Source organism: Brevefilum fermentans, from assembly GCF_900184705.1.
Taxonomy (GTDB): Bacteria; Chloroflexota; Anaerolineae; order Anaerolineales; family Anaerolineaceae; genus Brevifilum; species Brevifilum fermentans.
In genome coordinates, this window is sequence record NZ_LT859958.1 from 1821631 (window position 1) to 1846862 (window position 25232).

General features: G+C 49.1%; 11 protein-coding genes and 1 tRNA gene. 5 read left to right on the top strand and 7 right to left on the bottom strand.

The window, feature by feature from the left end:
- Nucleotides 1-108: 108 nt before the first annotated feature.
- From CFX1CAM_RS07995 to CFX1CAM_RS08015, 5 genes are all read left to right on the top strand, one after another.
- The gene (locus CFX1CAM_RS07995; RefSeq protein ID WP_087862519.1) at nt 109-1044 is read left to right on the top strand and encodes a tetratricopeptide repeat protein; all 936 of its coding nucleotides are present in this window, start codon (nt 109-111) and stop codon (nt 1042-1044) included.
- Nucleotides 1045-1156: 112 nt separating this feature from the next.
- Nucleotides 1157-3424, top strand: coding sequence for an NADPH-dependent glutamate synthase (gene gltA / locus CFX1CAM_RS08000; RefSeq protein ID WP_087862520.1), 2268 nt, complete (start codon nt 1157-1159; stop codon nt 3422-3424).
- A gap of 7 nt (nt 3425-3431) precedes the next feature.
- Nucleotides 3432-4829 (top strand): family 4 glycosyl hydrolase, encoded by a 1398-nt coding sequence (locus CFX1CAM_RS08005; RefSeq protein WP_162287672.1) that lies wholly within the window; start codon nt 3432-3434, stop codon nt 4827-4829.
- Between the two features lie 198 nt (nt 4830-5027).
- A complete protein-coding gene (locus CFX1CAM_RS08010) occupies nt 5028-5243 on the top strand; it encodes a cold-shock protein (RefSeq protein WP_087862522.1) in 216 nt (71 codons plus the stop codon).
- Between the two features lie 147 nt (nt 5244-5390).
- Nucleotides 5391-6476 carry an AOC03_06830 family ribosome hibernation factor gene (locus CFX1CAM_RS08015; protein WP_087862523.1) on the top strand — a complete coding sequence of 362 codons (1086 nt, stop codon included), beginning with the start codon at nt 5391-5393 and terminating at the stop codon, nt 6474-6476.
- Between the two features lie 486 nt (nt 6477-6962).
- On the opposite strand, the gene CFX1CAM_RS08020 is transcribed toward CFX1CAM_RS08015, so the two are convergent.
- From CFX1CAM_RS08020 to CFX1CAM_RS08050, 7 genes are all read right to left on the bottom strand, one after another.
- Nucleotides 6963-7037, bottom strand: a tRNA-Pro gene (locus tag CFX1CAM_RS08020).
- Between the two features lie 294 nt (nt 7038-7331).
- Complete coding sequence (locus CFX1CAM_RS08025; RefSeq protein ID WP_087862524.1) at nt 7332-10313, bottom strand: MBG domain-containing protein; 2982 nt, start codon at nt 10311-10313, stop codon at nt 7332-7334.
- A gap of 27 nt (nt 10314-10340) precedes the next feature.
- On the bottom strand, nt 10341-11150 hold the full coding sequence (locus CFX1CAM_RS08030) for a hypothetical protein (RefSeq protein ID WP_087862525.1): 810 nt from the start codon (nt 11148-11150) through the stop codon (nt 10341-10343).
- Between the two features lie 75 nt (nt 11151-11225).
- Nucleotides 11226-11432, bottom strand: a complete 207-nt coding sequence (locus tag CFX1CAM_RS08035; protein WP_087862526.1) for a hypothetical protein — start codon at nt 11430-11432, stop codon at nt 11226-11228.
- Nucleotides 11433-11500: 68 nt separating this feature from the next.
- Nucleotides 11501-11797, bottom strand: a complete 297-nt coding sequence (locus CFX1CAM_RS08040) for a hypothetical protein (protein ID WP_087862527.1) — start codon at nt 11795-11797, stop codon at nt 11501-11503.
- 230 nt (nt 11798-12027) lie between these two features.
- On the bottom strand, nt 12028-16980 hold the full coding sequence (locus tag CFX1CAM_RS08045) for a DNRLRE domain-containing protein (RefSeq protein WP_087862528.1): 4953 nt from the start codon (nt 16978-16980) through the stop codon (nt 12028-12030).
- Nucleotides 16981-17182: 202 nt separating this feature from the next.
- On the bottom strand, nt 17183-24775 hold the full coding sequence (locus tag CFX1CAM_RS08050; RefSeq protein ID WP_087862529.1) for an MBG domain-containing protein: 7593 nt from the start codon (nt 24773-24775) through the stop codon (nt 17183-17185).
- Nucleotides 24776-25232: the final 457 nt, after the last annotated feature.

Here is a 25232-nt window from a genome sequence, read left to right on the forward strand (position 1 = left end):
GGTAAAATTAAATCAATATATGATTAATTGGTTTTCATAGCTTGATTTATTTAGCTGCACTATCGCATTAATTAAGACTGCTAGAAATGCGGAAGCAAGGTAGAGATTATGACATCCTCATTACAAGCCGGAATCAACGCAGCCAAGGCCGGACGCATGCAGGAAGCCCTGGAGCATTTGAAGGATGCCATTATTGAAGAACCGCAAAATGCTGATGTCTGGGTTTGGGTCGCTGCCATTATTGATGACACAAACAAACAGGCAATCTTCCTGGAAAAAGCGCTTGAGATCGATCCCCACAACATTCCGGCCCAACGCGGACTGGCATACCTTGAAAAACGGCGGCGCGATGAAGCCAGCGTAAGCGGTGAACACCTCTCCGATTACACCCGACCAATCTCACCCTTCCCACATGGCGTAAAACAACCTGCCCCTGTTCAGCCTGTGCAAGCGCCTCAATCCACCATTGTTGAGTTAGGATTTATGGCACAAGCTGATCATAAAAAATCTGCGGGAAAAGTTCCTGAAACAGGGCAACAAGCCAATGGATCGAAATTAACCGCGGTTGAAGTCGGGTTGCTGGGGATTGTTGCCCTCGTGTTTTGTTTTATTGGCTTGCTGGCAGCCAGCGCACTCTTCAACTTCGATCTGCCGGTGGGAAATATATTCGGGGAACGTTCAGCGATAACGTCCGCGCCCCCCTATGCAGGCGTTTTCTTATATGAAGACAATAAGTTCTTTGATATGACGCAGCACGAAGGCCTGCCCACCCAACTTTCAGGGATCCCCACCAGTCGGAATGAAATCCCCCTGGTTGTTCTCTACGAAACCCATGCAGACCGCAACCAGATGAAGCTGATTTTCGAAACCGGCGCGTATATTCCCATTCGGGGCAAAGCTGGCCCGGATGGGGCTGTTGTGATCATGCCTGAACAGGCACTGCAGCCCGGGCTGTATTGCTTTCAGCAGTTAAACGCTGCAGGCGCAACTCCGGATGCCTTTTACTGGTGTTTTATTGTTGATGTATCGATTGTTTTAGATTGAGCCTCACAATGGTGACAGTCAGGCTCATAATTCATGAAGATTCTCAGCTTAACTTGACAATTAAATAATTTATAATCATGCTGTTATCAACAACTGCACTTAGAAGGCGTCTATGGCTGAACACATAATTCTTGCTGAAAATTATATTGCCCCCGAGACAAAGAAGTTCATTGTCTATGCACCGGTGATTGCAAAAAAACGCAAACCCGGACAATTTGTGATCATTCGAATCTCAGACCGTGGTGAACGTATCCCGTTGACTATCGTCGATTCGGACGAAGACGCCGGTACGATCACCCTTATCGTTCAGGGCATCGGTAAATCAACCCGTGATATTAACCGACTTGAAATCGGTGATAACATTCAAGACCTGGTTGGCCCTCTGGGCAACCCATCGCCAATTGATTGTTTTGGTCATGTGGTTGTGATTGGGGGTGGTGTCGGTACCGCGGTCAGTTTTCCACAAGCAAAGGCTCTTAAAGCAGCCGGAAATCGAGTTACAGCAATTATTGGCGCTCGTACTAGGAGTTTGGTCATTCTGGAGGATGAACTGGCTGAATTCGCAGATAAAGTTTTAGTGTGCACTGACGACGGTAGTTACGGTAGAAATGGGTTGGTCACCGATGAACTTAATGCTTTGCTTAATAGCGGCGAGCAGATCGATTATGTATTAACGGTTGGTCCCTTGGCTATGATGCGGGCAGTTGCTGAAATGACTCGACCACACGGTATTAAAACTGTCGCCAGCATGAACTCGATCATGGTCGATGGTACCGGGATGTGCGGAGGATGTCGTGTCTCAGTGGGAGGCACAACAAAATTTGCTTGTGTGGACGGTCCAGATTTTGATGCCCACCTGGTCGATTTCGATTCGCTGATGAAACGAAACCTGGCTTATATTCATGAAGAGCAGTGCGCCCTCGAGCAGGCAGCCCAAAAAATTGAACAGGCTAACCGTAAAGAAGTCAGGAAGATCCCACGCCAGCCGATGCCTGCCAGGGAACCTGAAGAACGGGTTAAAGATTTTATTGAAGTCAACCTCGGATTTACGGAAACCCAGGCTTTATTAGAAGCCCAACGCTGTTTGGAGTGTAAAAACCCGCCCTGCGTGGAAGGTTGCCCTGTCGGGGTAAAAATCCCTGACTTCATTCGATTGATCAAGGAGGGAGATTATATTGCTTCCTCAAAGAAATATAAAGAAAATAATGTGCTGGCAGCCGTGTGTGGCCGCGTTTGTCCACAATCCGATCAGTGCGAAGGTGCTTGTATTCTTGCCAAACGCGGTGAAGCTGTAGCGATTGGCGCCCTTGTTCGTTTCGTCACCGATTATGAACGTGTCCACAGCAACTTAACGCCGGAGCCCTTCCCCTTCCAACAGAAGACCGGTAAAAAAGTCGCCATTATCGGTTCCGGTCCAGCTGGACTCGCTTGCGCGGGAGATCTGATTCGTATGGGTCACGCAGTCACTGTCTTCGAAGCTTACCACGAGTATGGCGGTGTGCTGACCTACGGCATTCCAGAATTCCGCCTGCCAAAAGCGATCGTTCGGGAAGAAGTAGAAAGCCTGGCCGCACTGGGAGTGGAATTCAAACCCAATATTGTCATCGGGGTAACTTACACGATTGATGAATTGATGGAAGAAGAAGGCTACCAGGCCGTCTTTGTCGGTGTCGGCGCAGGCTTGCCTTATTTCATGAACATCCCCGGAGAAAACCTGGTCGGAGTCTACTCTGCCAATGAATTTTTAACCCGCGTCAACCTGATGAAGGCCTATGAATTTCCCAAATCCGATACTCCCGTAATTGATTGCCTGGGTAAGCGAGTGGCAGTGATCGGCGGCGGCAACACCGCCCTGGATTCAGCACGTGTCGCCTTGCGACTCGGTGCCTCCCAAAGCAGCATCATCTATCGACGGACTGACAAAGAAATGCCCGCCCGGCTGGAAGAAATCAAACATGCAAAAGATGAACACATCGACTTCCAATTCCTCCAGGCACCGGTCGAATACATCGGTGATGAACGGGGTTGGTTAAAGGCGATGCGCCTGATCCGCATGGAACTCGGCGAACCCGATCAATCCGGTCGCAGGAGCCCTGTCCCGATTGAAGGATCTGAATACGAGGTACCGGTAGACCTGGTCATCGTCGCCATCGGCAATGGCTCCAACCCGATCATTCAACGCACCACGCATGACCTGAACTTCAACCGTTGGGGCAATATCATTGTTGATGAAGAGACCATGGCTACTAGCAAACCTGGCGTGTTTGCCGGCGGAGACATCGTCACCGGCGGTGCAACTGTGATTTTAGCGATGGGTGCTGGGCGTAAAGCAGCCCGCTCAATTGATGCGTATTTACAATCTTCTGATGGGAGCAAATAAAACTGGAATGAAAGTACAACCGACAAAAATCGTATGCGTTGGCGCAGGTAGCTATTCCTTCGGGTTAACGACCCTGGTTTCTCTTTTGCGTAGCCCAATTCTCAACGGCAGCCAACTGATCCTGGTGGACAAAAACGAAGCCCACTTAGCGATCATGGTTGAACTGATCTCCTGGTTGAATGATGTGTGGGATGCTGGCATGCACATCGATGCCTATACGCATCATCGCCAGGCCCTCAAAGATGCAAATTTTGTAATTAACGCCATTGAAGTTGGACCGCGCGAGGGATTATGGGAATCCGACTTCCGCATCCCGCTAAAATTTGGTGTTCGTCAACCCTACGCAGAAAATAGCGGCCCTGGCGGTTTTGCCCATGCTGCTCGCAATATCACACCCATAATGGAAATTGCCCGCGACATGGAAAACCTCTGCCCTGATGCCTGGCTGATCAACTTCACCAACCCCATGGCGCGCATCTGCGCCGCCATCCACCGCCATACTCGCATCAAGGTGGTCGGCTTATGCCACCAGCTCAGTGCGGGTTATGCCATGGTCGGTAAGGCGCTGGCAAATGACCTCAACATCATGGTCCCCGACTTTTTCACCAGCACCCACGCCAGCCCTCGCTACGCTGCAAGCATGTTTTTTACCTATTTCCAAGCCGTCGAAAAAGTAAAGATTATTGCAGCCGGAGTTAATCACTTCACCTGGATGTTAAACCTGACCGACCGGAAAGCCAATGCTGATCTCTACCCGCTGTTTAGAGAACGCTGGCAAGCCCTTCCGGAAAACTTCGAACCTCTCACACGTCGAGTTTTTGATGCCTTCGGTCTTTTCCCGATTCCCGGTGATGAACACCTGTGCGAATACCTCCCCTGGGTCAGTGATCCCGTTACAAAACCCTGGGAAAAATACGAGCTTGAGCTTTACGAATGGTCTGACCACGAACAGAGCCGTGAGGATCAATGGTCAAGCCTGGCACAAGCCGCACGGGACAAGGCCAACCCCGAAGAATTTGTGCCGAATTATAGCGAAGGCGCTCAGGAGGTTATCGAAAGTTTCCTCACCGATGGTCATTTGTTATGGGAAGCCCTCAATATCCCCAACCAAGGACAAATTACCAATCTACCTTTGGACGCCATCATTGAATTACCCGGCACAATCGCTGCTGATGGCATCACAGGAGCCCAAATCGGTGAATTGCCAGAAGGAATCGCTGAACTCCTGCGCCGGGAGATTACTATTAGCCATCTCACTGTGGACGCTGTCCTGTATGGTGATCGGAAGCTGGCTCTACAGGCATTGTTGCTCGATTCTGTCATTCGTGATATGGATATCGCACAGAAGATATTGGACGAGTACCTTATCGCCTACCGGGAACAACTGCCAACATTCTGGGAATAAAATGCGCTCCCCCTTAATTCGATGGGGTTTTTAGAAATAAATTACTTTTCGATGTTTTATTGACACCAAAATTACCTCATAGTATATTTATTTATGGAGGTTAACGGAAGTTCGATAAGAAGTTCGTTCGTTTTGCTTTAGTTTGGACCACACGTTAGCAAGGTTGATAGGAATTTGGAACAAAGGAGGTTCCCAAACATGGCAGAGCGAGAACTTGGCGTTGTTAAGTGGTTCAGCGACCAAAAGAACTTTGGCTTCATCGCCCCTGATAACGCCGAAAAAGACGTTTTTGTTCACTACTCTCAGATCAAAGTTGAGGGTTACAAAACCCTGCGCCAAGGTCAGCGAGTGGAGTTCGAAATCGTTGAGGGCGATAAAGGCCCTATGGCTCAAAACGTCGTTCCCATTGATTAAAGGCTCATCATTCAACCAACAAGAGAAGCGCGGTCCATAATTGGGCCGCCTTTTTTCTCCCGACCGGTTCAAATTGACCTTACTGATCGACTTCGGGTAAAATTACTGCTGTTGTTTTACAAAGAAAAACTATTAGGAGCTAAGTCAATGAATCGTCATGATGTCCACCTCGTTCAACAAATTATGGGTTACCCGTGTGTCTCGATCACTTTGCCGACCCACCGTACAGCACCGGAGAACCGGCAGGACCCTGTTCGGGTGAAAAATCTCGTCCGTGAAGCAGTGAACCGGCTTTTAGATGAATTTCCCAAACGTGAAATTGAACCTTTATTGATCCGCCTGGAGAAATTAGCCGAAAGCATCGATTACAACTATCTTCTGGATGGGCTCGTGCTGTATGCCAACCATGATTTCAGCCAGAGTTTTATGCTGCCTTTTTCAATTCCTGAGCGTGTTGTGGTTGACGATACCTTTTTAACCCGCGACCTGGTGCATGCCCTCAACCATACCACCCGCTACTGGGTGTTGAGTTTGAGTGAAAAGCCCACCCGCCTATACGAGGGCGTTCGGGACAACCTCAAAGAAATACAGATAGAAGGGTTTCCCATGGAGCATACCATGCCAGGGGGAAGTAAATCCTTGCCCGGAGGAAAGGGTGTCAACATTTCAGCTTATCGGGATGAATACCATCGGAAATTCTTCCGTCAGGTTGATAGCGCCCTCAAACCCTTTATGGATGCAGACCGACTGCCCCTGGTTGTTGTCGGCGTGGATCGATACCATTCGTTTTTCAACGAAGTGACCAAGTATTCAGATCAGATCATTGGGCGCATCACGGGCAATTATGATAAGACATCTGCCCATGACCTGAGCAAACTCGTCTGGCCCCTGGTTGAAGAAAACCTTGCTAAAAAACGCGAAAAGATGTTAGGCGAACTGGAAAAAGCAGTGAGCGACCGGAAAGTTGCGACCGAAATCAGTGATATTTGGCAAAAAGCTTCATCCGGACTTGGCAGGCATCTGATGGTTGAAGAAGGCTTTCAATTTCCTGCCCGCCTTGATCAGAGCGGCCAAAACCTCATCCCTGCAGATGACGTCACCGCTCCCGATGTGATCGATGATGCTGTTGACGAGATCATTGAATTTGTTGTTCAGATGGGCGGCGAGGTCACATTCATGCAAGATGGTCAGTTGGAAAAATACCAGCGGATTGCGCTCATCTTGCGCTATTGATGCAAAGTCCACTCAAGACGTTGTTGTTTTAAAGCGATATCTTAACTCAAGGATTAGAGGCGATGTGTCTGCATCGCCTCTTTTTTTCGAAAATGTATTGTCTGCGAAGGTGTTTCATCCATTTTTTCCAATGCCAAAGCACTTCAATCAGGAAGTTTCTTTTTTCAGTCCACCACTGCTAACGTTGTTATGGCTCCACTCCAGGGTGAGCGGATTTGCCTGTCCTGAAGCGCAAGCGGCAAGAAACCGCTGGCATTTTAGAATCTAACCGCAGTCATTAAATATAAAAACACTATTAGCATGAGTGTTTTTAGTCGGGGTGAGCGGATTTGCCTGTCCTGAGGCGCAAGCCGTAGGAAACCACTGGCTTCCGCGAAGTGGCTCAAGTGAAACGAGAGGCTCGCGTAGCACCCCTACCGCACCGAGGTGCACGGACCCGAACCTCAGTCATTAAACAAAAAACACTCCGAACTTGAGTGTTTTTAGTCGGGGCGAGCGGATTTGAACCGCTGGCCTCACGGACCCGAACCGTGCGCTCTATCCGGGCTGAGCTACGCCCCGCAAGGCATGATTATACCACTGCACACCTTTTTGACAATAAAGTGAACATTAATAATGTCACAGAAGCCCTCAAAATCTGGGCTTTTCTCATCCCATAATTGCATAATAACTTAACCAATATCACTGACAGGTAGAGTTCATCACCTATGTTCAACAACTTTCATGGAAAAACCAACTTGATCTTGCCCAGATTAACTCAGTTCATGAATTAAAAGAATTTCCAAATCATTCTTGATATTGAACCTTCAGTGTTACTGAAGGTTCAATATCCTTTTTATCGTTGGTTTTAACTTTTTATTGTCTCAAAAGAGGGATGAAGATATAAAATTTTCCCGAAAGTATTTTAAAAGTACCTTCCTCAAATTTTAGATTATAGTTCTCACCATTATTTCCATCATCAATTTTCAGTGAACCAATTAAGATCTTATAAACACCCACATCTTCACCGGATTCACGCTCCAAAACGCCGGTGATTTTATCAGCAAAAGCCAGTGAGCCGCTTTTAATCTTCCAAGTTAGCACAGGATCAGGATCCCCCTCTACTTTTTCTTTGTCATCAACAGCGATCGTGATAGGACGTTTAGTAATAGAAAGGTCGGCTGAAACAAACGTGATAGCATATTCTGGCCCGGCAGATAAGGTGCCAATCGTGATCGCATAAGCGCCTACATTCTCACCCGGCTCGCGCCCTAATGCGCCGGTTAGTGCTACCGATGGATCAGAAGCAGTATAAGTGAATTCAGGATCTTCTTCGCCATACACCTTGGTCGCTGCATGGGCTGTAATTGTGATGGGAATCTGCTTGATGGTGAAGGTGCCTTCAACAAAGGTCAGATCATAGTTGGCTCCGCCTTTGCCATCATCGATAGCCAGGGTTCCCTGCTTGATCGGATAAGTGCCAAGAGCTTCTCCAGCATCCCGGACCAAGGCGCCTGTGACCTCATCGTCAAATGCCAATGAACCTGCTGTGATGCTGTAGGTCAGAACCGGATCTGAATCACCGATCATTCTCTCCTTATCATCTGCTGTAATCGTGATTGGTCGTGCGGTGATCGTTAGATTTGCCGGTACAAAGGTAATGGTGTAATTGGGGCCAGCCGTCAGGGTCCCGATGGTGATCTGATAGGTTCCCACATTTTCACCAGCGACACGCGCCAAGCCACCCGTAAGACTGTCGCCATCCTCCATACCTGTCACACCATACGTTAATGCAGGATCCGGCAAGCCGTAAGTCTTAGTCTTTGGATCAGCAGTCACTGTGATCGCTTTGGGTGTGATTGTGAAGTTCGCCGTGTTGTAGGTGATATCGTAGTTATCCAGAACCTCTTCTGGGCTGAGCACCGCGTTGATGACGTAAGGGCTGCCAGCCACCGTCTCACCAGCCTCACGGCTGTAGACTGCGGTCACACCATCCGCAACCAGGAAGCCGGTTAACACACCTGTAAAGGTCGGGTCAGCCTCGCCATAAACCTTGGTGGCGTCATTTGGGGTGACTGAGGCTTCCTTTTTCGTGATGGTAAATTCAGCCGTGTTGTAAGTGATGTTATAGTTTGCCAGTACCCCTTCTGGGCTGAGCACCGCACTGATGGCGTAAGGACTGCCAGCCACCGTCTCGCCAGCCGCCCGGCTGTAGACTGCGACCACATTATCACCTGCCAGGAAACCGGTTAACACACCTGTGAAGGTCGGATCAGCCTCGCCATAGACCTTACTGGCTGCATTTGGCGTGACTGAAGCTTCCCTTTTCGTAATCGTGAAGTTGGCGGTGTTGTAGGTGATTTCATAGTTGCCTAAAACGCCTGCAGGGCTCAGTGTCGCGCTGATTTCATAGGGACTACCAGCCACCGTCTCGCCAGCCTGACGGCTGTAGACTGCGACCACATTATCACCCGCCAGGAAACCGGTTAACACACCTGTGAAGGTCGGGTCAGCCTCGCCATAAACCTTGCTGGCTGCATTCGGTGTGACTGAGGCGGCTTTCTTCGTGATGGTGAAATCAGCCGAAACAAAATTGATCGCATATTGCTCACCTGCAGAAAGTGTGCCAATCGTGATGGCATAGATTCCTGCGTTTTCTCCTGGCTCACGCCCTAATTTACCGGTCAGAATCACCGATGGATCAGAAGCAGTATAAGTGAATTCAGGATCTTCTTCGCCATACACCTTGGTCGCTGCATGGGCTGTAATTGTGATGGGAATCTGCTTGATGGTGAAGGTGCCTTCAACAAAGGTCAGATCATAGTTGGCTCCGCCTTTGCCATCATCGATAGCCAGGGTTCCCTGCTTGATCGGATAAGTGCCAAGAGCTTCTCCAGCATCCCGGACCAAGGCGCCTGTGACCTCATCGTCAAACGCCAATGAACCTGCTGTGATGCTGTAGGTCAGAACCGGATCTGAATCACCGATCATTTTCTCCTTATCATCTGCTTTAATCGTGATTGGTCGTGCGGTGATCGTTAGATTTGCCGGTACAAAGGTAATGGTGTAATTGGGGCCAGCCGTCAGGGTCCCGATGGTGATCTGATAGGTTCCCACATTTTCACCAGCGACACGCGCCAAGCCACCCGTAAATTTATCACCTTCTACCAGAGGCACGTCGGATTGATAACTTAATGTAGGATCAAAAGCGCCATATACCTTCGTTTTCGCGTCAGCAGTGATCGTAATCGGTTTAGGATTGATGATCAAATTGTCTGATTTGAAAATGATGGTATAACCCTCAGCTGAAAGATCACCTTGTGTGATGGCGTAAGTCCCTACATCCTCACCCTCTTCACGAGCCAATGCACCATCAAAGATGATTTCGTCATCAGGATCATAGGGTGTATAGGAGAAAGTCAATTCGGGATCATCATCCCCATAGACCTTTTCCTGTGGATCAGCAGTTATTGTTAGAACTTTAACGGATAAGTCTTGTGGACGATATGTTCCTGTTTGCCATTTGGCGGTTTCGTCAGCTACCAGATCGCCAATTTTGAAGACGATAGTATCATTTTGCTTACCACCCTCGATTATTTCTGGTGTAGAAGGATCATCACCAGGCACGTCGATTGCGAAAACCGAGAAGCCTTCGTGAAGGATGACAGTGGTAGATGCATATTGCACTCCGTCAATCCAGGCACTGATGACTGTACCAACCTCAACATTCTCACCGTTTATTTGGACAGTCCCGTAAAAACTGGATGGCAAAGGTGGCACCGCTTTCACCAAAGTGGTTGTGCCGAGCAACAGGCTTACAATAATTAATGCTAAAAATATAGTTTTACGCTTGATCATGGTTATCCTCTCTTTTCATTCTTAAATTTATAGAAATAGTGATTTATCGGTCTTTTTCTTTTTTCTGAAAATTAGTGTTATCGAAGTGAGTACACCAATTAATCCGCCAACGCTCAATACCCACATCAAACTGCTTGAATGATTCTTCTTGTTTGTGTTTCCCTGATTTTGGCCATCTTCATGAACGATCGAGGATTTGGTTGATGTCGGAGTAAAGCTTTCAGCGATTTGTTCTACGTTCACTATTGGCGATCGGTTTAACTCTGCATCATCGCTTTGCGAGATCGTAGGAGTCAACCCGGGTATAGTGTTTGTTGCTTGATATTCTGTTATTTCATCAGTTGCCTGCAAAGCAGGACTATTTGTTGGTTGCAATGCCATTGGTTGCGTAGGGAGTTTAATCGGAGTTTGGGAAGGCAGTGGTGTACGAGTTGGCTGCGGTGGCTCTGCCGTTGATTCTGAGGTCACTGTGAGATTAAGTTCTATGTAGGTTCCGCTTTGCCATTTTCCAGTTTCATTTGCCATTAATCCACCAACAATGAAATGAATTACATCACCTTCTACACCTCCTTCAACTTGACTTGTGCTTGCATCATCTCCAGGAATGTCCATTGAAAAAACAGATTTCCCTTCGTGCATGATTGATTGAGTGAAAGCCACGATCTTGTTCTTAATTTTTGCTTGTATTACCGTTCCCACAGGCAGGTTATCCCCATTTACCGTCACAGTTCCATAAAAACTCGATGGCAATGGGGGTATGGCTGCAACCATGTCAAAGCACATCAGTAGCAAGGCAAGACATAGTATTATGGGTAAATATTTTGAAATATTGCGCATCTTCGATTGTTTTCCTTGTAGGCATCCCCTGGGGACAAAACTTCCCTGCCCCATGGTGATCTCTTTAATTGATGTTTATTTAAAACTCGCTATCCAATCGTTTTCAACAGCAAAGTTGACGCCATCTTGCACCTGCGCTTCACCAGCAGTTTGAGTGGCCAGCAACGAGAAAAGGGCCACCAGTGCGAGCAAAGCCTGAAACAACTTTTTACCTTGAGAGACTCGCTTTTGCTGTGTTAGACAAAGCATAGTGTTCATCATTTCAGAAATATTATTTCGCATTGCTTAAACCAGGATATCGGCAATTATTTTTTTTATAAACAAGTAGATACATTCAACTGTTTTTCTTGTCACTTCAATACCATTGGTAGAAAAATCTGATACTTTTCTTGGACTTCTCCCATCAATGTCAAATCATGTTGGTTATAGTTGCCAGACTGCCAGGTGGCGGTTTCTGGTGCTACCAGATTGCCAACCTTGAAAGTAATCACATCACCTGGCTCTCCGCCTTCGATCACACCGGGTGTTGAAGGATCGTCCCCGGGCACATCAATGATATATTTGCTTTGTCCATCATGGATGATTGTTTCAGTATTGGCATACTGTATCCCGTTTATCCAGGCGGAGACTTCAATACCAGCGGGCACATTCTCCCCATTTATTGTCACTATTCCCCAAAAAGTGGAGGGCAATGGTGGTACTGCCCGGACACTTGAAAAAGGAATCCACCCAAGCAACACAATCACCAATATCGTTAGAAATAATTTACAAATTCTCAAAATAGACCTCTTTTATGTGCCAGGAGTTAACCTGGCGATTTTGCCGGCGGGGAGGGGTTTCTCTCCCTCCCCGGCGCGATTGTTACAGAACAGCCTGCCTAAAATGGGATTGACCAGTCAAAGGCTGTTGTCTCGGTAAAATGGATCCAGTAGCCCCAACCAGGCGCCATTGTCGTGAGGTCATTGGCATAGCCTGGTGCGCTTGGGTCATACAGCTTCCATGGATCATCAGTATCAAACGCTTTGTAGGCGAGGATCAGGTCGTACTTCTCATCAATTGCAGTCAGTGCACCCGGAATCGCAACATCATTCCGTGCGGGATACCCGATCAGATTCCATCCTTTGTAAAGTTTGATGTCTGTGGCTGTAGGCGGCGTGCCTGTGATGGTCAACGTTTCATCTTTAGCCATGTTGATCCAAAAGCCCATTTCGTTGTTGAGTTTTGCCAGTGTGTTTCCGAAACCAGCAAGAGGCACATACCGCATCCAGCTATCCGATTTAGTAGCATCCCAGGCATAGACCAGGAGCACATCGTCAATAATGTCCGCCAGGATGACCTCAATACTGTCGTCATCTGGAATCAGGTTGAAAGACACCAGGTTCCAACCGGCTTTCAGATCAATGACGTGGGTATTCGAGGGTTCATCTTCGGTCTCAGGAAACTCGTAGGTCACTGTCAGGGTTCCATTTTGATTTAAAGTCACGCTTGTGGCTGGTTCACCGTTCACAGTTGCGCTTGTGGCGCTGGTGAAGGCGTAGCCCTGGGCAGCCGTCAGAGTGAGGCTGGCGGTGTAAACAGTGCTGTAGTCAAAGCTTGCATGAGCCGGGTCCCACGTGACCGCTGCGGTTGGGCTGGTGATGCCCGCAGTCGGCGTGGCAGCCACATTGGCAGTAATATCCGGGGTAGCCAGAGCAACTGGCGTATCGATACCGGTGATTATCACTTTGGTCACATTGATTGTTGGGGACGAATACCGGGTAGCGGTAAGGGTTTCAGTCTTGTTGCAGTTGCTGCGGCGGTAGCGCGTCAGGATGATTTCTGTGTCGGTGACCGTTGCGACGGTGCCCGAATCGATCACGTTTGAATTGGTAGAGCTGCCGTTGACATAACCTGCTGCCGCATAAATAAATTTGATATTTAGGGTTCTTCCAGTGCCATTATCATTAAAGGTGACTTGTTCATTGCGGTTTTTGTAATTTTGTGTTGGATCCTGCGTATGGTTATGACCCCACAGAAAAACGACATCAAGATCACCATCGATCACGTTATTGAGCATGGAAGCCATAGCGTAACCATAGGGGTTGTCATTACGTGCCTGGTGTAGCGGTACATGCGACAGGATGAAGATCACCTTACCAGCGCCCTTCTTGCTGGTCAGGAAGGTTTGCAGGTCGCTGATCGTCTGGGCAGCGGCGGCGTTTTTAACAGCAGTACCGCCGCCGTTGCTGCTGATGCTGCTGAGCGGGAAATCGTACTCGTTGATCCCGTAAATAATGTAATCATCCTTTTCATAAACCACGCCGGTTACTTTAAAGTTGCCCGTGCCGACCAGGCTGAAAGAATCGTTGTTGCCCTGGGTGTAAATTTTGTCCACGCCCGGGAAGACAGCTTCGACAACCGGGTCAATTACACTTGAGTTATAAGCTGTGCCGGAGGTTTGATAGTTGTTGAAGTCACCCCCTTGTGCGACCACGTCAGGTGTTACTCCATCATTCTTCACACAGGTCAAGAAGGCAGAGAAATTACTTGTACTTTGATGCATGTCCATGCCAAAAGTGATCTGGCCGGTGCTTTCGCCGGGTTCTGCTGAGGTGCTTGGGAACGTGTAACTCACTGTTAACGATGTATCACTATGCCGTGCGACGCTGGTTGCCAGATTGCCATTCACAGTGCCTGAGGGCGATGCACTGAAGTAATAACCCTGCGCAGCCGTCAGGGTGACACTGGCGGTGTAAATGGTGCTGTAAGCAAAGCTGGCATGCGCTGGGTCCCACGTGACCGTACCGGCAGTGTACTTACTGCCGACTGGCACATCTGCTGTGGTATCCGGAGTAGCCAGTGCGACTGGCGCATCGATGCCAGCAACAGCAACAGATTTAATTTCTATTGGTGGCTCTTCACCGGAGGTGGAAAAATTCCAGGTTGGACCGGTGGTCGTCTTGCTACCATCCGTGATGTCCACATACCACTCGTATTCGGTACCTTCTTTTAGCCCCGACCAGATGACGGAAGCATTCCCACCGCTGGCAACATTTTGTTGTGTTCCGATCAATTTGAAGGATGATGCACTGCTGCCATCCATTTCATAAGACATGGTGAATTGTTCATAGTTACTTGCACTTGTCAGATATCCACCCGGGCTGTGTGGCGAAAAGACCTGGGCATAGATCTCGTCATCTCCTGGCTTGAAGGTGAGCAGTCGGAGGTAATCCCATGTTGGTCTATCCTGATAATTCGTCATTAAGATGTGGACGTCCTGCATTCCGGTTCTGGTTTCCCTGCGATAGGCAGACCCATCATCACCGCTGTGCATATGGCCGCATAACATCAGAAACAGGTTGGGATTCCCTTTGAGAGCATCGTAAGTTGTTTGGTTAACCCAATTGTTGTCGTAATGCAGGATATCGTGTTGCTCTACGATTGCTCTTCGGTCGCTGTATGTTTTCAGCAGCCCATCCGCCCAGGATAACGCGCCGGCTCCTGGATTGTATTGAAGGTTGATCAGGATAAAGTCCATCCCACCGGCACTGAAGAGTGAATAGTTATTGTAATTATCAGTTCCCGAAGTGTAATACCCGCCATACCAGGGTTTGCCTGTGAAACGTGAGGACCCAAAATATGTGGAATACAAAGTCCCGGTATCATGGTTGCCCGGGGCAACGCTGTAAGGCGTACCAGCGGTATCCAGGTAGCCGTAAGATTCGTCCGCGACCTGCCACTCTGTAACGGCGCTTGCTTGATCAACAATATCGCCCAGGCTGGTGACAAACACCAGTTCAGGTTCCCCTGCGCCGGGCGTGGTGTATCGGCTCGCAATCCATTGAAACTGATTTTTCATGATATCTGGGTTGTGTCTGGCCAGTTTTTGCGTATCCGGAACTGCGATGAATAAAAAGTCCTCCGCCGGAACGGATCCATTGACTGCCCGTCCATAGAAGGAAACACTCATTGCATCTCCGTCCGGGTCGGACACAGTCACTTCCAGAGTGGGTGGAATGGTCACATTAACTGCCCCGGCGTCAGGTCGCACCAGAACAGGCGGATTGGGTGCTTCATTGCCGGCACCGATACAGTAATCCACAATCAATTTTGGTCGGTTTGCTGCGGTGGTCGCTTCTTTGGCATGGAAGGTGACATCAAAATTCGCGCTATCATGGTAGTTCTGCAAAGTGACCCCAAAGTTAGTGTTAGGGTCGTTCACCCAGCCCTGGACAACGGCGATTCCAGCCTCATTCAGGAGCGTGGTTGTGTTGCCTGTAGAATTGAATGCTATAGATGTTGCTGTCCACAGGTTGACGGTGCCACGATCATTGGCGCCAACAGCCCCATTTGTTTGCCATCTCACAGCTTCTTTTTCAGTGGAATTACTGAAGCCCTGATAAGTCTCCCAGGTAGCACCGTCAGGCGGTGTAGTGGCACTGCCGGTGCCTTCAACCCAGGCGCGCAGCATTTCATAGATATACAAAGGGTGATCTGCTTGATTGTTCGCCGTTCCCACCGTTTTAACCGACAGGAACAAGCTTGCTTTTTCGATGATCGCACCAGCAGGGATTCCACCCTCTCCGTCCAACTTAAAACGGAGCAACCCACCGCGTCTTCTTACATTCGGCGACGTGGTGCGAGAAATGCGCATATCCGCCTGACCGCCATAATTCTTTTCCATATCTGTGGAAGTGTCTTTGACACCGATGTAAGTATCGGCAACGGCAACAAATTCCACATCGGTATAACACACCTGCTGGGTTGTCATACCGTCAACTGCCACGTCCTTTTGTTGTGCACCAGCGCTGGAGTGGGTGATATTCCCGCCAAAATTTCCCTGTGTTGCGCTGTGCAGGCGTACATAGACCGTACCTCCAGTCAGCGGAAGGCTTAAACTGGAAGCATAGGGCCCACCAGCAGCTGCCGCCAGTTCAAACCCTTCGGGTGCGTTGACTGCAATTTCTTCCGTCAGGTTTGCCCCGGTGACTGTGTACGATTGGGGATCAGAGGGCGTGCCTGGCTTGCTTGCAAAGGGCTGCAAACTGCTCACCGAAGTGGTGATCATCGGTCCAGGTGGCGCTTCCTCATAGGTCACAACGAGTTTAAGCCGATTTTCCCCTTGATTTGCGCCTTCTTTGGAAGTGAATTTGAAATCAAAGTTGGCTTGTTGTGAATAGTTTTGCATGATGATGCCATAGTTGGGAAGCGTTCCGTCCAACCAACCCTGTACAACTGCGATGCCTTGTTCATTCAAAGGGATTTCTACCGTACCAGTTGTTTGGAAGGTGTTCCAGACAGCCGTCCACAGGTTGGTATCATAGCGATCTAACATTGTGCTGGCAGCACCCTCGGTTCCCCATGTGTGCGAAGTTGTCCCATCATAAGTGTTCCAGGTGGCGCCGTTGGCTGTTCCTGAACCGGTGCCCGTTCCCTCCACCCAATCCCTTCGCATATTGTACAGGTACAGGGGATCATGGGTATTTTTTGACTTGGTATCCTTATCGGTGATGTACATGACCAGTTTAGCCCCGGTGATGTTCGCACCTTCAGGGATATCATCCAATTCAAATTTAAACAAAGCGCCCCGCGTATTTGAATCTCTGGTCATCAGTATGGGGTCTGACTTGCCGTAATTTGCGGTTTTGGCATTGGTGCTCATGTACGTATCCGCAGACGTCGGTATGGTGACCGTGGTGGACGTTTGAGCTACTGCCGACTCTACCAGGCCTTCAGCAGGCGCTGACGCGGGTTCTGCCATTACCCGAACAAACCCACTCAGTGCTGTTCCCAGCAGGAACAACACCACGACAAATAAATTTAAAAACTGACTACCTTTTTTTGCATTCATTTGCACCTCTCATTTCATAGATAAACCGATTCGACCTGTTTAATCGCTTGTAATCGCATTAAACATCAACAATAAAGCCCACAATAAAATAATCAAAAAATAAATTCAGTTCCAGTCCTTTTCCAATCGATATCGCAATTGGTTTATGGATGTTGGGGGGCACTGAATGCGCCCCCCAACGATTGTGATTCTTTCGTTTCTCTTAATTAAATGGCACCTCCAGAATGTCCGCTACGTTAACAAAGATCCAGTAGCCGTAACCGGGCAGCATTTCTACCAGGTCATTGGCATAACCGGGTGCTGCGGGGTCGTACAGCTTCCATGGATCGGCTGTGTCACTTGCGATATAGGTCATGATCAGCTTGTAGTTAATCTCGCCCATCAATGTGGGTGGCGTTGGCTTTAAGCTGGAGGGGTAACCCACCAGGTTCCAGCCGCCTACCGTTGTTTTGAGCGAGATCTCCGTCATGTCAGGTGCAGTTCCGGTCACCTCCAGTGTGGCAGCTTCGGTCATAAAGATCCAGAAGCCCTGGGTTTCATCCAGCGTCTCCAGCGAATTGCCATAAATAACACCAGCTGCGTAACGCATCCAGTGTCCGGATCCGCTGTGACCACCGGTGGCATCCCAGGCATAGACCAGGGTGTACTTTCCATCGATACTCGCCAGCACAGCTTCAATATTCGTGTTGCTTGGATGGATGTTGAAGGACACCAAATTCCAGCCGGCTACCAGGTCAATTTCGTGAGTAAACGATATCGGGTTGACAATGATGGTGATCTCGATTTCAACGGTGTTGTAATTGTCGGTATCTGTCGGCGTGAAGACGACCTTGTAAAGGGTTGTTCCGCTATCGGCCAGCGCGGGGACAATCGTTCCGTCCTTCCAGGCAAAGCTGCCAGGCACCGAGGCAACACCGCCGCTTAGCGTGCTATCTGCCAGCGACTGGCCTTCAGTAATGGGTGAGGCCGTTGGATTTGTGATGATGGTCGGTGTGGCTTTAGAAATTATTAGCGTGCCTGAAGCCGTTCCCTCATAGTTGATATCATCAATGGTCGCTGTTACCGCATAGCTACCTGCATTGACCGGGTCCTCGGGGTTGTAAGTCATGTTCACTTTCAAACCTGCCGGAACCGTTGAGGCTGTTGCTGCTTTAGTGGTGCCGTCATAGGTGTGGGTCAAGTTTGCCAGTGTAATTGTGGCTGTTGCTTTAGCAATGACCAGCGTACCTGAAGTCGTTCCCTCATAGTTGTCCTCATCAATGGTCGCCGTTACCGCATAGCTGCCTGCATAGACCGGGTTCTCGGGGTTGTAGGTCATGTTCACTTTCAAACCTGCCGGAACCGTTGAGGCTGTTGCTGCTTTAGTGGTGCCGTCATAGGTGTGGGTCAAATTTGCCAGTGTAATTGTGGCTGTTGCTTTAGCAATGACCAGCGTGCCTGAAGTCGTTCCCACATAGTTGTCCTCATCAATGGTCGCCGTTACCGCATAGCTGCCTGCGTTGACCGGATCCTCGGGGTTGTAGGTCATGATCACTTTCAGACCTGCCGGAACCGTTGAAGCTGTAGCTGCTTTGGCTGTGCCGTCGTAGGTATGGGTCAAATTGCCGAGCGTAACCTGGGCGGAAGCCTTGCCAATCACCATGTTGCCTGCATCATAGGTAGCCAGGGTGACGTTATCTTTCTTGATCTGAATGGTCACCGGGTAGCTGCCGGCATCCGTGGGCGGGGTTGTGCTGCCGTTGTAAAGCACTACGATGTCATAACCGGTCAGTTCTGAAACGCTTACCGATTTAGGGCTGCCATCATAAACCTGACTCAGCCCGTCCACGGTAATCACAAATACTAGGCTGTCGCCAAAGCCCTGCCCGCCCTGTTCGTCCACACTCATCAGGCTGATGGGGTAAGCACCCGTGGCATCAAAGGCAAAGGTGGGTTGCAAATTGCCTGGTGCGTCGTCAAAAACGCCGTCGCCGTCCAGCGCCCAGACATAGGACTCTACATCATTTCCTCTGTCCGTCACACTGCCAAGCAGGTCGATGGATTCATCATCCAGCAGCGCCACGTAGGGTCCACCCGTATCTGCTTTTGGTGGATGGAAATCGAGCAGTACACTCGTGCCAGTGTTCCAATTAGCAATCGCGACCACTCGGCCGTCGATCTTAAAGGTGACCTTGGTAGGAAGGGTTCCATTGGGGTAAGCCTTAACATTGATGGCATAAACCAATTGGCTGGCGTCAGTGGTGATTTTTGTCGAACAAATCGGCTCATCCATATTATCAAGGTAGGCTTGAACCAGATCATCGACCTCCGGTACGCCATCACCCTCGACATAAAGGATTTTGCCATAAAAGTTGGAGGGCAAAGGCGGCGCCGTTTCGCTGCTGAACGAGGCTTCAACAACCTTGTTTTCATCCATGGTCAATGTCACCGGGTTTGTATCACCGTCCAGATCTCCTCCCCAGCCCAAGAATGAATAACCGTCGTCCGGGATGGCGGTCAGTTCAACTTCATCTCCGTAGCTGTAAGTCTCCTTGTCCGGATCCTTTGTCACCGAGCCATTGCCGCTGATATTAATCGCCAGGGTGTAGGCATTGGCAGTCCACTGAGCATACAGGGTGAGGTCAGCTGTGAAGTCATAGGTCGCCTCGTCGGCATAAGCTGTGCCTGTGCCATCAGCCTTGGTGTTCCAGCCAGCAAAGGTGTAGCCCGTCCGTTCGAAGGCGTTCTTTTTCAACGCGGTGGGGATGTTAGCCTCTTGTGCTTCCATCGTACCCGAGCCACCATTGGCATCAAAGGTCACGGTGTGCATTTCTGCTGCGGTCTTCGGGAACGTGTAGGTTGCCGTCAGGGTACCGGCTGACCAACTTGCGATGGTTGCGGCTTCATCGTTGACTTTGGCTGTTGTTGCCCCAGTAAATTCAAAACCTGCTTTCACCTCGAGTACCACGGTAACGGTATAAGCCATATCGTAGCCAAATGGGATGTCGCTTGGATCCCAGCTGACTGATTTTACGCTTGCTGCTTCATCAGGATCTGTGACCAGTGTTGCTGTGCCTGCCGGCGTAGCACCCGCCTCGGGCGCTGTAATAGTGAGCGCAGCGCTCGTAATGGGAGTGTTTTCCGCTTCGGTTACCGCTGTGACGGCCGGTTCACTGGCAAAAGGCTCAAAATTGGTTGAGTTTAAATAGGCGATGTTTTCAATTTCATCCTCCGCCGATGCATCGACGGTCACCTGGAAGCTCAGCTCAGGAACGATCAGCACCGAATTGGATAAGCCTTCAGGATATTGATTATCCTCACTTTTAGCATCCAGTTTAAAGGCGATGCTGCCGATCTTGTCGGTATCAACCGTACATTCATACGTCACCGTCAGCGCACCGCCTGCTGAGATGTTTCCGGATGTCGCACCAACCGGTGTACAAGCTACCTTTTCAGGTAAAATATCGCCGGTTAAGACGTACTTCAGTGTACCGGCAGCAACCGCTGTATCCGCCTGGGTATTGGTGAAGACCGCCTCAACCGTGACCGTATCCCCCGCGCTGACGAGGCTGTTGGCTGCCTTCAGCGTGGTGGTACGGGTGCTCCCGCCAGCGGCTGGTTCGATTGGCAACGCAATGGTTGCATAAGCTGTTTTCGCAGCGGTCCATTTTAGCGTTGTTGAGGTGCTGGTTGCCAATTTTATGCTGCCCACCCCTCTAATGAAGGTTCCTCCGGCCGTATCTTTAAGCCAATAACGTGTTTGTGCCTGATCATCGGTTACATCGTAATTTCCAAGAGACAGGAAACCGAGGACAAGGTCGTCAGGATCGGTAGTAACTGTGATTGAGGGATCTTCCTCCCATGCATTCTGTGTGGCGGCAGTTTTCACATCCTCAACGTTTGCAAAGTTGATCGCACCGGCAGAAATACCAACGGAGCCTGCCATGGTAATTTCAACCTGAGCGGTTTTTGATGCCGGCGGATCGATCAAGTAATAAACCGACCCACGTCGGACGGTGGAGTAGACATTGGTTCCCGCTGATGTTAAACTAACCCCATCAAATTTCACCGAAGAAACAGCAGTGTTTCCAGATGATGCGATACCGACAACCAGTAGCCGGTTACTTCCGGGGCCAGTGGCATGGTTGAACGTGAGAGAAGTTGAATTGGTTGTTGTGGCAGCTGTGGTAGGAGCACCCTCTACAATGACACCTGATTGCCCGCTGCCTTCAATTACCTCACCCGGCACGCCGGCGGTATTGCTGCCCAGGCTCCAGGTCAGCACGCCGCTTCCCAGCGTGGCAGCCGGGCTGGCGCTATCGGTCACATAGTTGGTACCATCGGGGATAGCATCGGTCACGGTGACGTTTGTCAGCAGGTCATTTTTTGCATAGCTGATATCACTGATCGTGTAAGTGAGAGTCTCACCGATTCCCGCCTCATCTTTATCAACCGCTTTGTTGATATTGCGTGGGTCAACCATAGTATAGCAGACCTCTAATTGAGGCGCTAAAGTAGCACCATTGCTGCTGTCGAAAGAGGTTGCGCTCCGATTTTGTGATACCGTCGTCTGCCCAAGAATTGCAATGGCGTTTTTGGCTGCCCACCCGGGCCGATCGACAATTTCCTGGATAACATCCGCTAAATCCGGGGTGACATAATCCTCTCCATTGGTCCATTGCGGCACGCTCCACGCCACTGAAGCAGTTGTCTTAGCCCTGCTTGAGACGTTGTATTTAGCTGTTGTGAATGTAGCCGGATTATCATCGGCCTGTCCCCACAGCGTCATACCAGAAGCAGTAGCTCCACTATTCGCGATCGCCCTGAAGGTGATATCTGCACTGGTAATCGTCGCTCCTTCGGGCACATCCACATTCTGGAAGCGCAACCCCCACCAGTTTAAATCTGTAGTTGAGCCACCATAAGCACGGTACATTTGCAGGGCTTTAGTGCTCGTATCTCCATCCAGATCAACATCACCGTTCGTTGACCCTGTGTTCATCCGTTCTTCCACGTCATCACTTTTGAGACTGATTCGTGAGGTAACACAAATTTCCGATGAGATGCTTCCGCTGACAGCCACATCCTTTTGGGCTGCACCGATGCTGGTATGCGTGATATTTCCGCTAAATACGCCTTCGTTGGCCCCCGTCAGGCGGACATAAACAGTTTCATTGATGGCACCTTCTCCGGAAGGTGTAAGTTCTAATTCAGAATTGTAAGTTGTGCCATCGATTGAGAGCACAAAACCTTCCGGTGCGGTAATGATCAGTTTGTTTTCCAGATTGACGCCCGCAACCGTGTATGTTTGCGCTTCAGACGGAATTCCCGGTTGAGTGTGGAAAGGTTCCAGCGCACTGACCGAGGTGATAATGGTTGGGTCGGTTGAGGGCATACAATAGGTGATGTTGAGGGTGGGTTTGGTGTAACTGGATGTGTTTTCCTTCGAAGCCACAATCCAGTAATCTTTTGCGGTGGTCGTGTAATTTTGAACAGTGAACCCATAATTTGAGAGACTTTTGTCTACCCAACCCTGAACAACGGCGATACCTTCTGCATTTAAAGGAATGGTCACGTCGCCGGATTGGCTGAAAGTGCCGCCTGTACCGCCTGTAGCATCCCAAAGGTTGATTTCATCACGGTCACTAGTTGTGTTGGCAGCACCGCCAGTACCCCAATTGTTTTTCCCATCATAGGTATTCCAATTAGCGCTCGTTGTACTCTCTGCATCATTTGATGTACCCTCCACCCATTCCCGTTTGAGGTTATAAAGATTAAAGGCGGTTTTTGATGCATCGGTTACATAAAAGGAAAGGCTGGCACTCTCGACAATAACATCCGTTGAAATTTCGCTCAGGTCCCATTTGAACAAAGCGCCCTGGGCAGTGCTGGTATGATCGCTCATGGAGATCGTTGTTGTACCGCCGTAATTTCGTTTCGGATAACCCTGCCTGAGGTAGGTATCTCCTGTGGTAACGAGGCTAACCGTTGTACATAGCGATACCTCAAAATTCGCCTTGACGGATTTGTCGTCATCCATGACGATGGTATATTTTCCGGCGGAATAAACGATGTCACCGGCATCATCCCCGCTCCAGTGGCTGAAGGCAAAACCCGGGTTCGGTTTTGGCGTTAAGGTAACGGTCTGGTTCTTATAATATACACCGCCCGGGGGCGAAAGTTCAACGCTGCCGTTGCCGTCGTCGGTGACGGTCAGCGTGTAGGTTTCAGCATCACCGATTTCCTCCGCCAGATAGAATACCGCTGGACCATAGGAGGTGGTTTCAGTGCCATCGCTCTGGTTAGTAAAGGTAACCACAAAATCGCCATCCGAACCGGGACTGATATTCTCCCAGCGGGCAACATAGCCATTAACGGTGTTGTAACCTGTTGAGAATTTTGTATATAACCCATCAATTTCTGTGCCGGAACTGCTTCTATTAACTGCCGACTCAACATCTGAAAGGGTGAAGCCAGTCTTGCGGTTGGCATTATCTTCTACACCGCGATTGGCTGTGGTGGCGAAGGTGTAGGTTTTCTCCGGGTCAAGCCCTGAAATTGTTAAATCAACTTTAGATTGCTTATTACTGTACAACCGCACACCGCCATAAATACTGGCTTTGCCATTAAAAAGATTGGCTGCGTCGGTACCCTGATTTGGCAACTCGCCCCACAATGTGCTGCTTGTCTGGGAATCGACCGATCCGCTGGTTGCGACCGTAGCTGATATGTCCAAGTTTGATCCTGTAGCGAAGTTTTTCAGCGTTCCAGACCCGTTTTGGAAACATTTAATCGTGGTTGTGTTATCCGGGTTGGTGGTGCCGGATGGGCCTGCCTCTACACAGTCGTTGAAGGCTTCCCAGGCGTAAGCCGACGGGGCTTCGCGGGTTTTAGTGAAGGTATCTAATTGAGTGCCACTTTGATTTATATAATTAATGTCGATCTGGGTGTTAGTGGCAATAAGCTGCATATAGCCGCCCTCATTAGAGCAAAATTTGCTTGTAGCAGTTGTTGTTCTCGTTCCACAACTGTGGTGATCACAGTTCCCAGCAAATCCCGCGATATAATAAACCACACCCTCTTTTTCCAAGCGCTCATAATGATGATTATGACCACCAACGACAAAATCAATACCATATTCATGATATGGCAACTGGCTGCTTGAAATATCTCCATAAGTACCGGTGCCATAAGGCGGTTGATGGACGATCACGACGTTCCAGGCAGCGCTTGTATCAGGAGCATTAGCGCTCAACCAGGCTGCCTGAGGGTTTCCGGTTGCAGTTAGATTTTCATTCCCGTTCAGAAACCAGAAATGGATGTTCCCAACTTTAACGTCATAATACCTATGGCTAGAGTCGGGGTTACTAGGCAGATATGAGAAATAAGTGGTGTATGCACTGGCATGCATTGCATCATGGTTGCCATAGGCTGGGAAGAATTTCTCTTGACCGACGAAATCGGTATAACCGGATGTATGGCCATTGTAACCGGCAACACACTCTGCGTAAGAACCACAACTGGGCGACCGATCGTGATAGTTGTCTCCAGCAGTCACCACGGCATCTGGCGCCCAAGCAGTGATTAATCCCGCAACGTTTGATTTTAATGAATCCGAGATATTCACCCCAAAGTCCGTAATCAATGCGACCTTGGTCTGCGCACCTCCCTGGGCACTGGGGGCTTCTAAGTGCTCTGCCATCACCGGCGCGGCCGGCTGCACCCCCAGCAGAGAAAATATGAACACAAACGCAAACACTGCCTGAAAAAGCCTGGCGCTGGTGTGAGTCCGTTTTTTAATCATTTGGCGTTTCATAAGTTTTTACTCCTCTATCCTTAAGCTTGTGAAAACAATATTCGTTAATTTGTTCACCATTCATCAAAGGTCTCCGGTACCCATAGATTAAGAAAAATCTCCCCCAATCACTCATTAACCACAGAAGTCTGAAAAACCAACTGGTGAATTTTTTTTCCGCGGCAAAACATTCTCAAAAACAGCTGAAATCACTCCATTTACCCTCCGTTTTGTTATATGCATCAAACCCATCCGCCTGTAGAATAACCTGTCTTTATTGGTTTATTCTTATTTAAATTTCATGGCATAGGCTTCAAAAAAACCACGTTTCACGAATAAAATAACATCGAATAACGTGCTGCATACTGATCTATGACAATATTACATACATATTAATTTTCTGTCAAGTGATAAAAAGTATTCCTCATGTAAAAATAGAAATTTAAATGTTAAGTTTGAAAAGTAAATGGACAAAAAA

Bases quoted from the DNA above. Each gene is read 5' to 3' on its own strand.
- CFX1CAM_RS07995 (WP_087862519.1), top strand. From the start codon at position 109: ATGACATCCTCATTACAAGCCGGAATCAACGCAGCCAAGGCCGGACGC.
- gltA (WP_087862520.1), top strand. From the start codon at position 1,157: ATGGCTGAACACATAATTCTTGCTGAAAATTATATTGCCCCCGAGACA.
- CFX1CAM_RS08005 (WP_162287672.1), top strand. From the start codon at position 3,432: ATGAAAGTACAACCGACAAAAATCGTATGCGTTGGCGCAGGTAGCTAT.
- CFX1CAM_RS08010 (WP_087862522.1), top strand. From the start codon at position 5,028: ATGGCAGAGCGAGAACTTGGCGTTGTTAAGTGGTTCAGCGACCAAAAG.
- CFX1CAM_RS08015 (WP_087862523.1), top strand. From the start codon at position 5,391: ATGAATCGTCATGATGTCCACCTCGTTCAACAAATTATGGGTTACCCG.
- CFX1CAM_RS08025 (WP_087862524.1), bottom strand. From the start codon at position 10,313: ATGATCAAGCGTAAAACTATATTTTTAGCATTAATTATTGTAAGCCTG.
- CFX1CAM_RS08030 (WP_087862525.1), bottom strand. From the start codon at position 11,150: ATGCGCAATATTTCAAAATATTTACCCATAATACTATGTCTTGCCTTG.
- CFX1CAM_RS08035 (WP_087862526.1), bottom strand. From the start codon at position 11,432: ATGCGAAATAATATTTCTGAAATGATGAACACTATGCTTTGTCTAACA.
- CFX1CAM_RS08045 (WP_087862528.1), bottom strand. From the start codon at position 16,980: ATGAATGCAAAAAAAGGTAGTCAGTTTTTAAATTTATTTGTCGTGGTG.
- CFX1CAM_RS08050 (WP_087862529.1), bottom strand. From the start codon at position 24,775: ATGAAACGCCAAATGATTAAAAAACGGACTCACACCAGCGCCAGGCTT.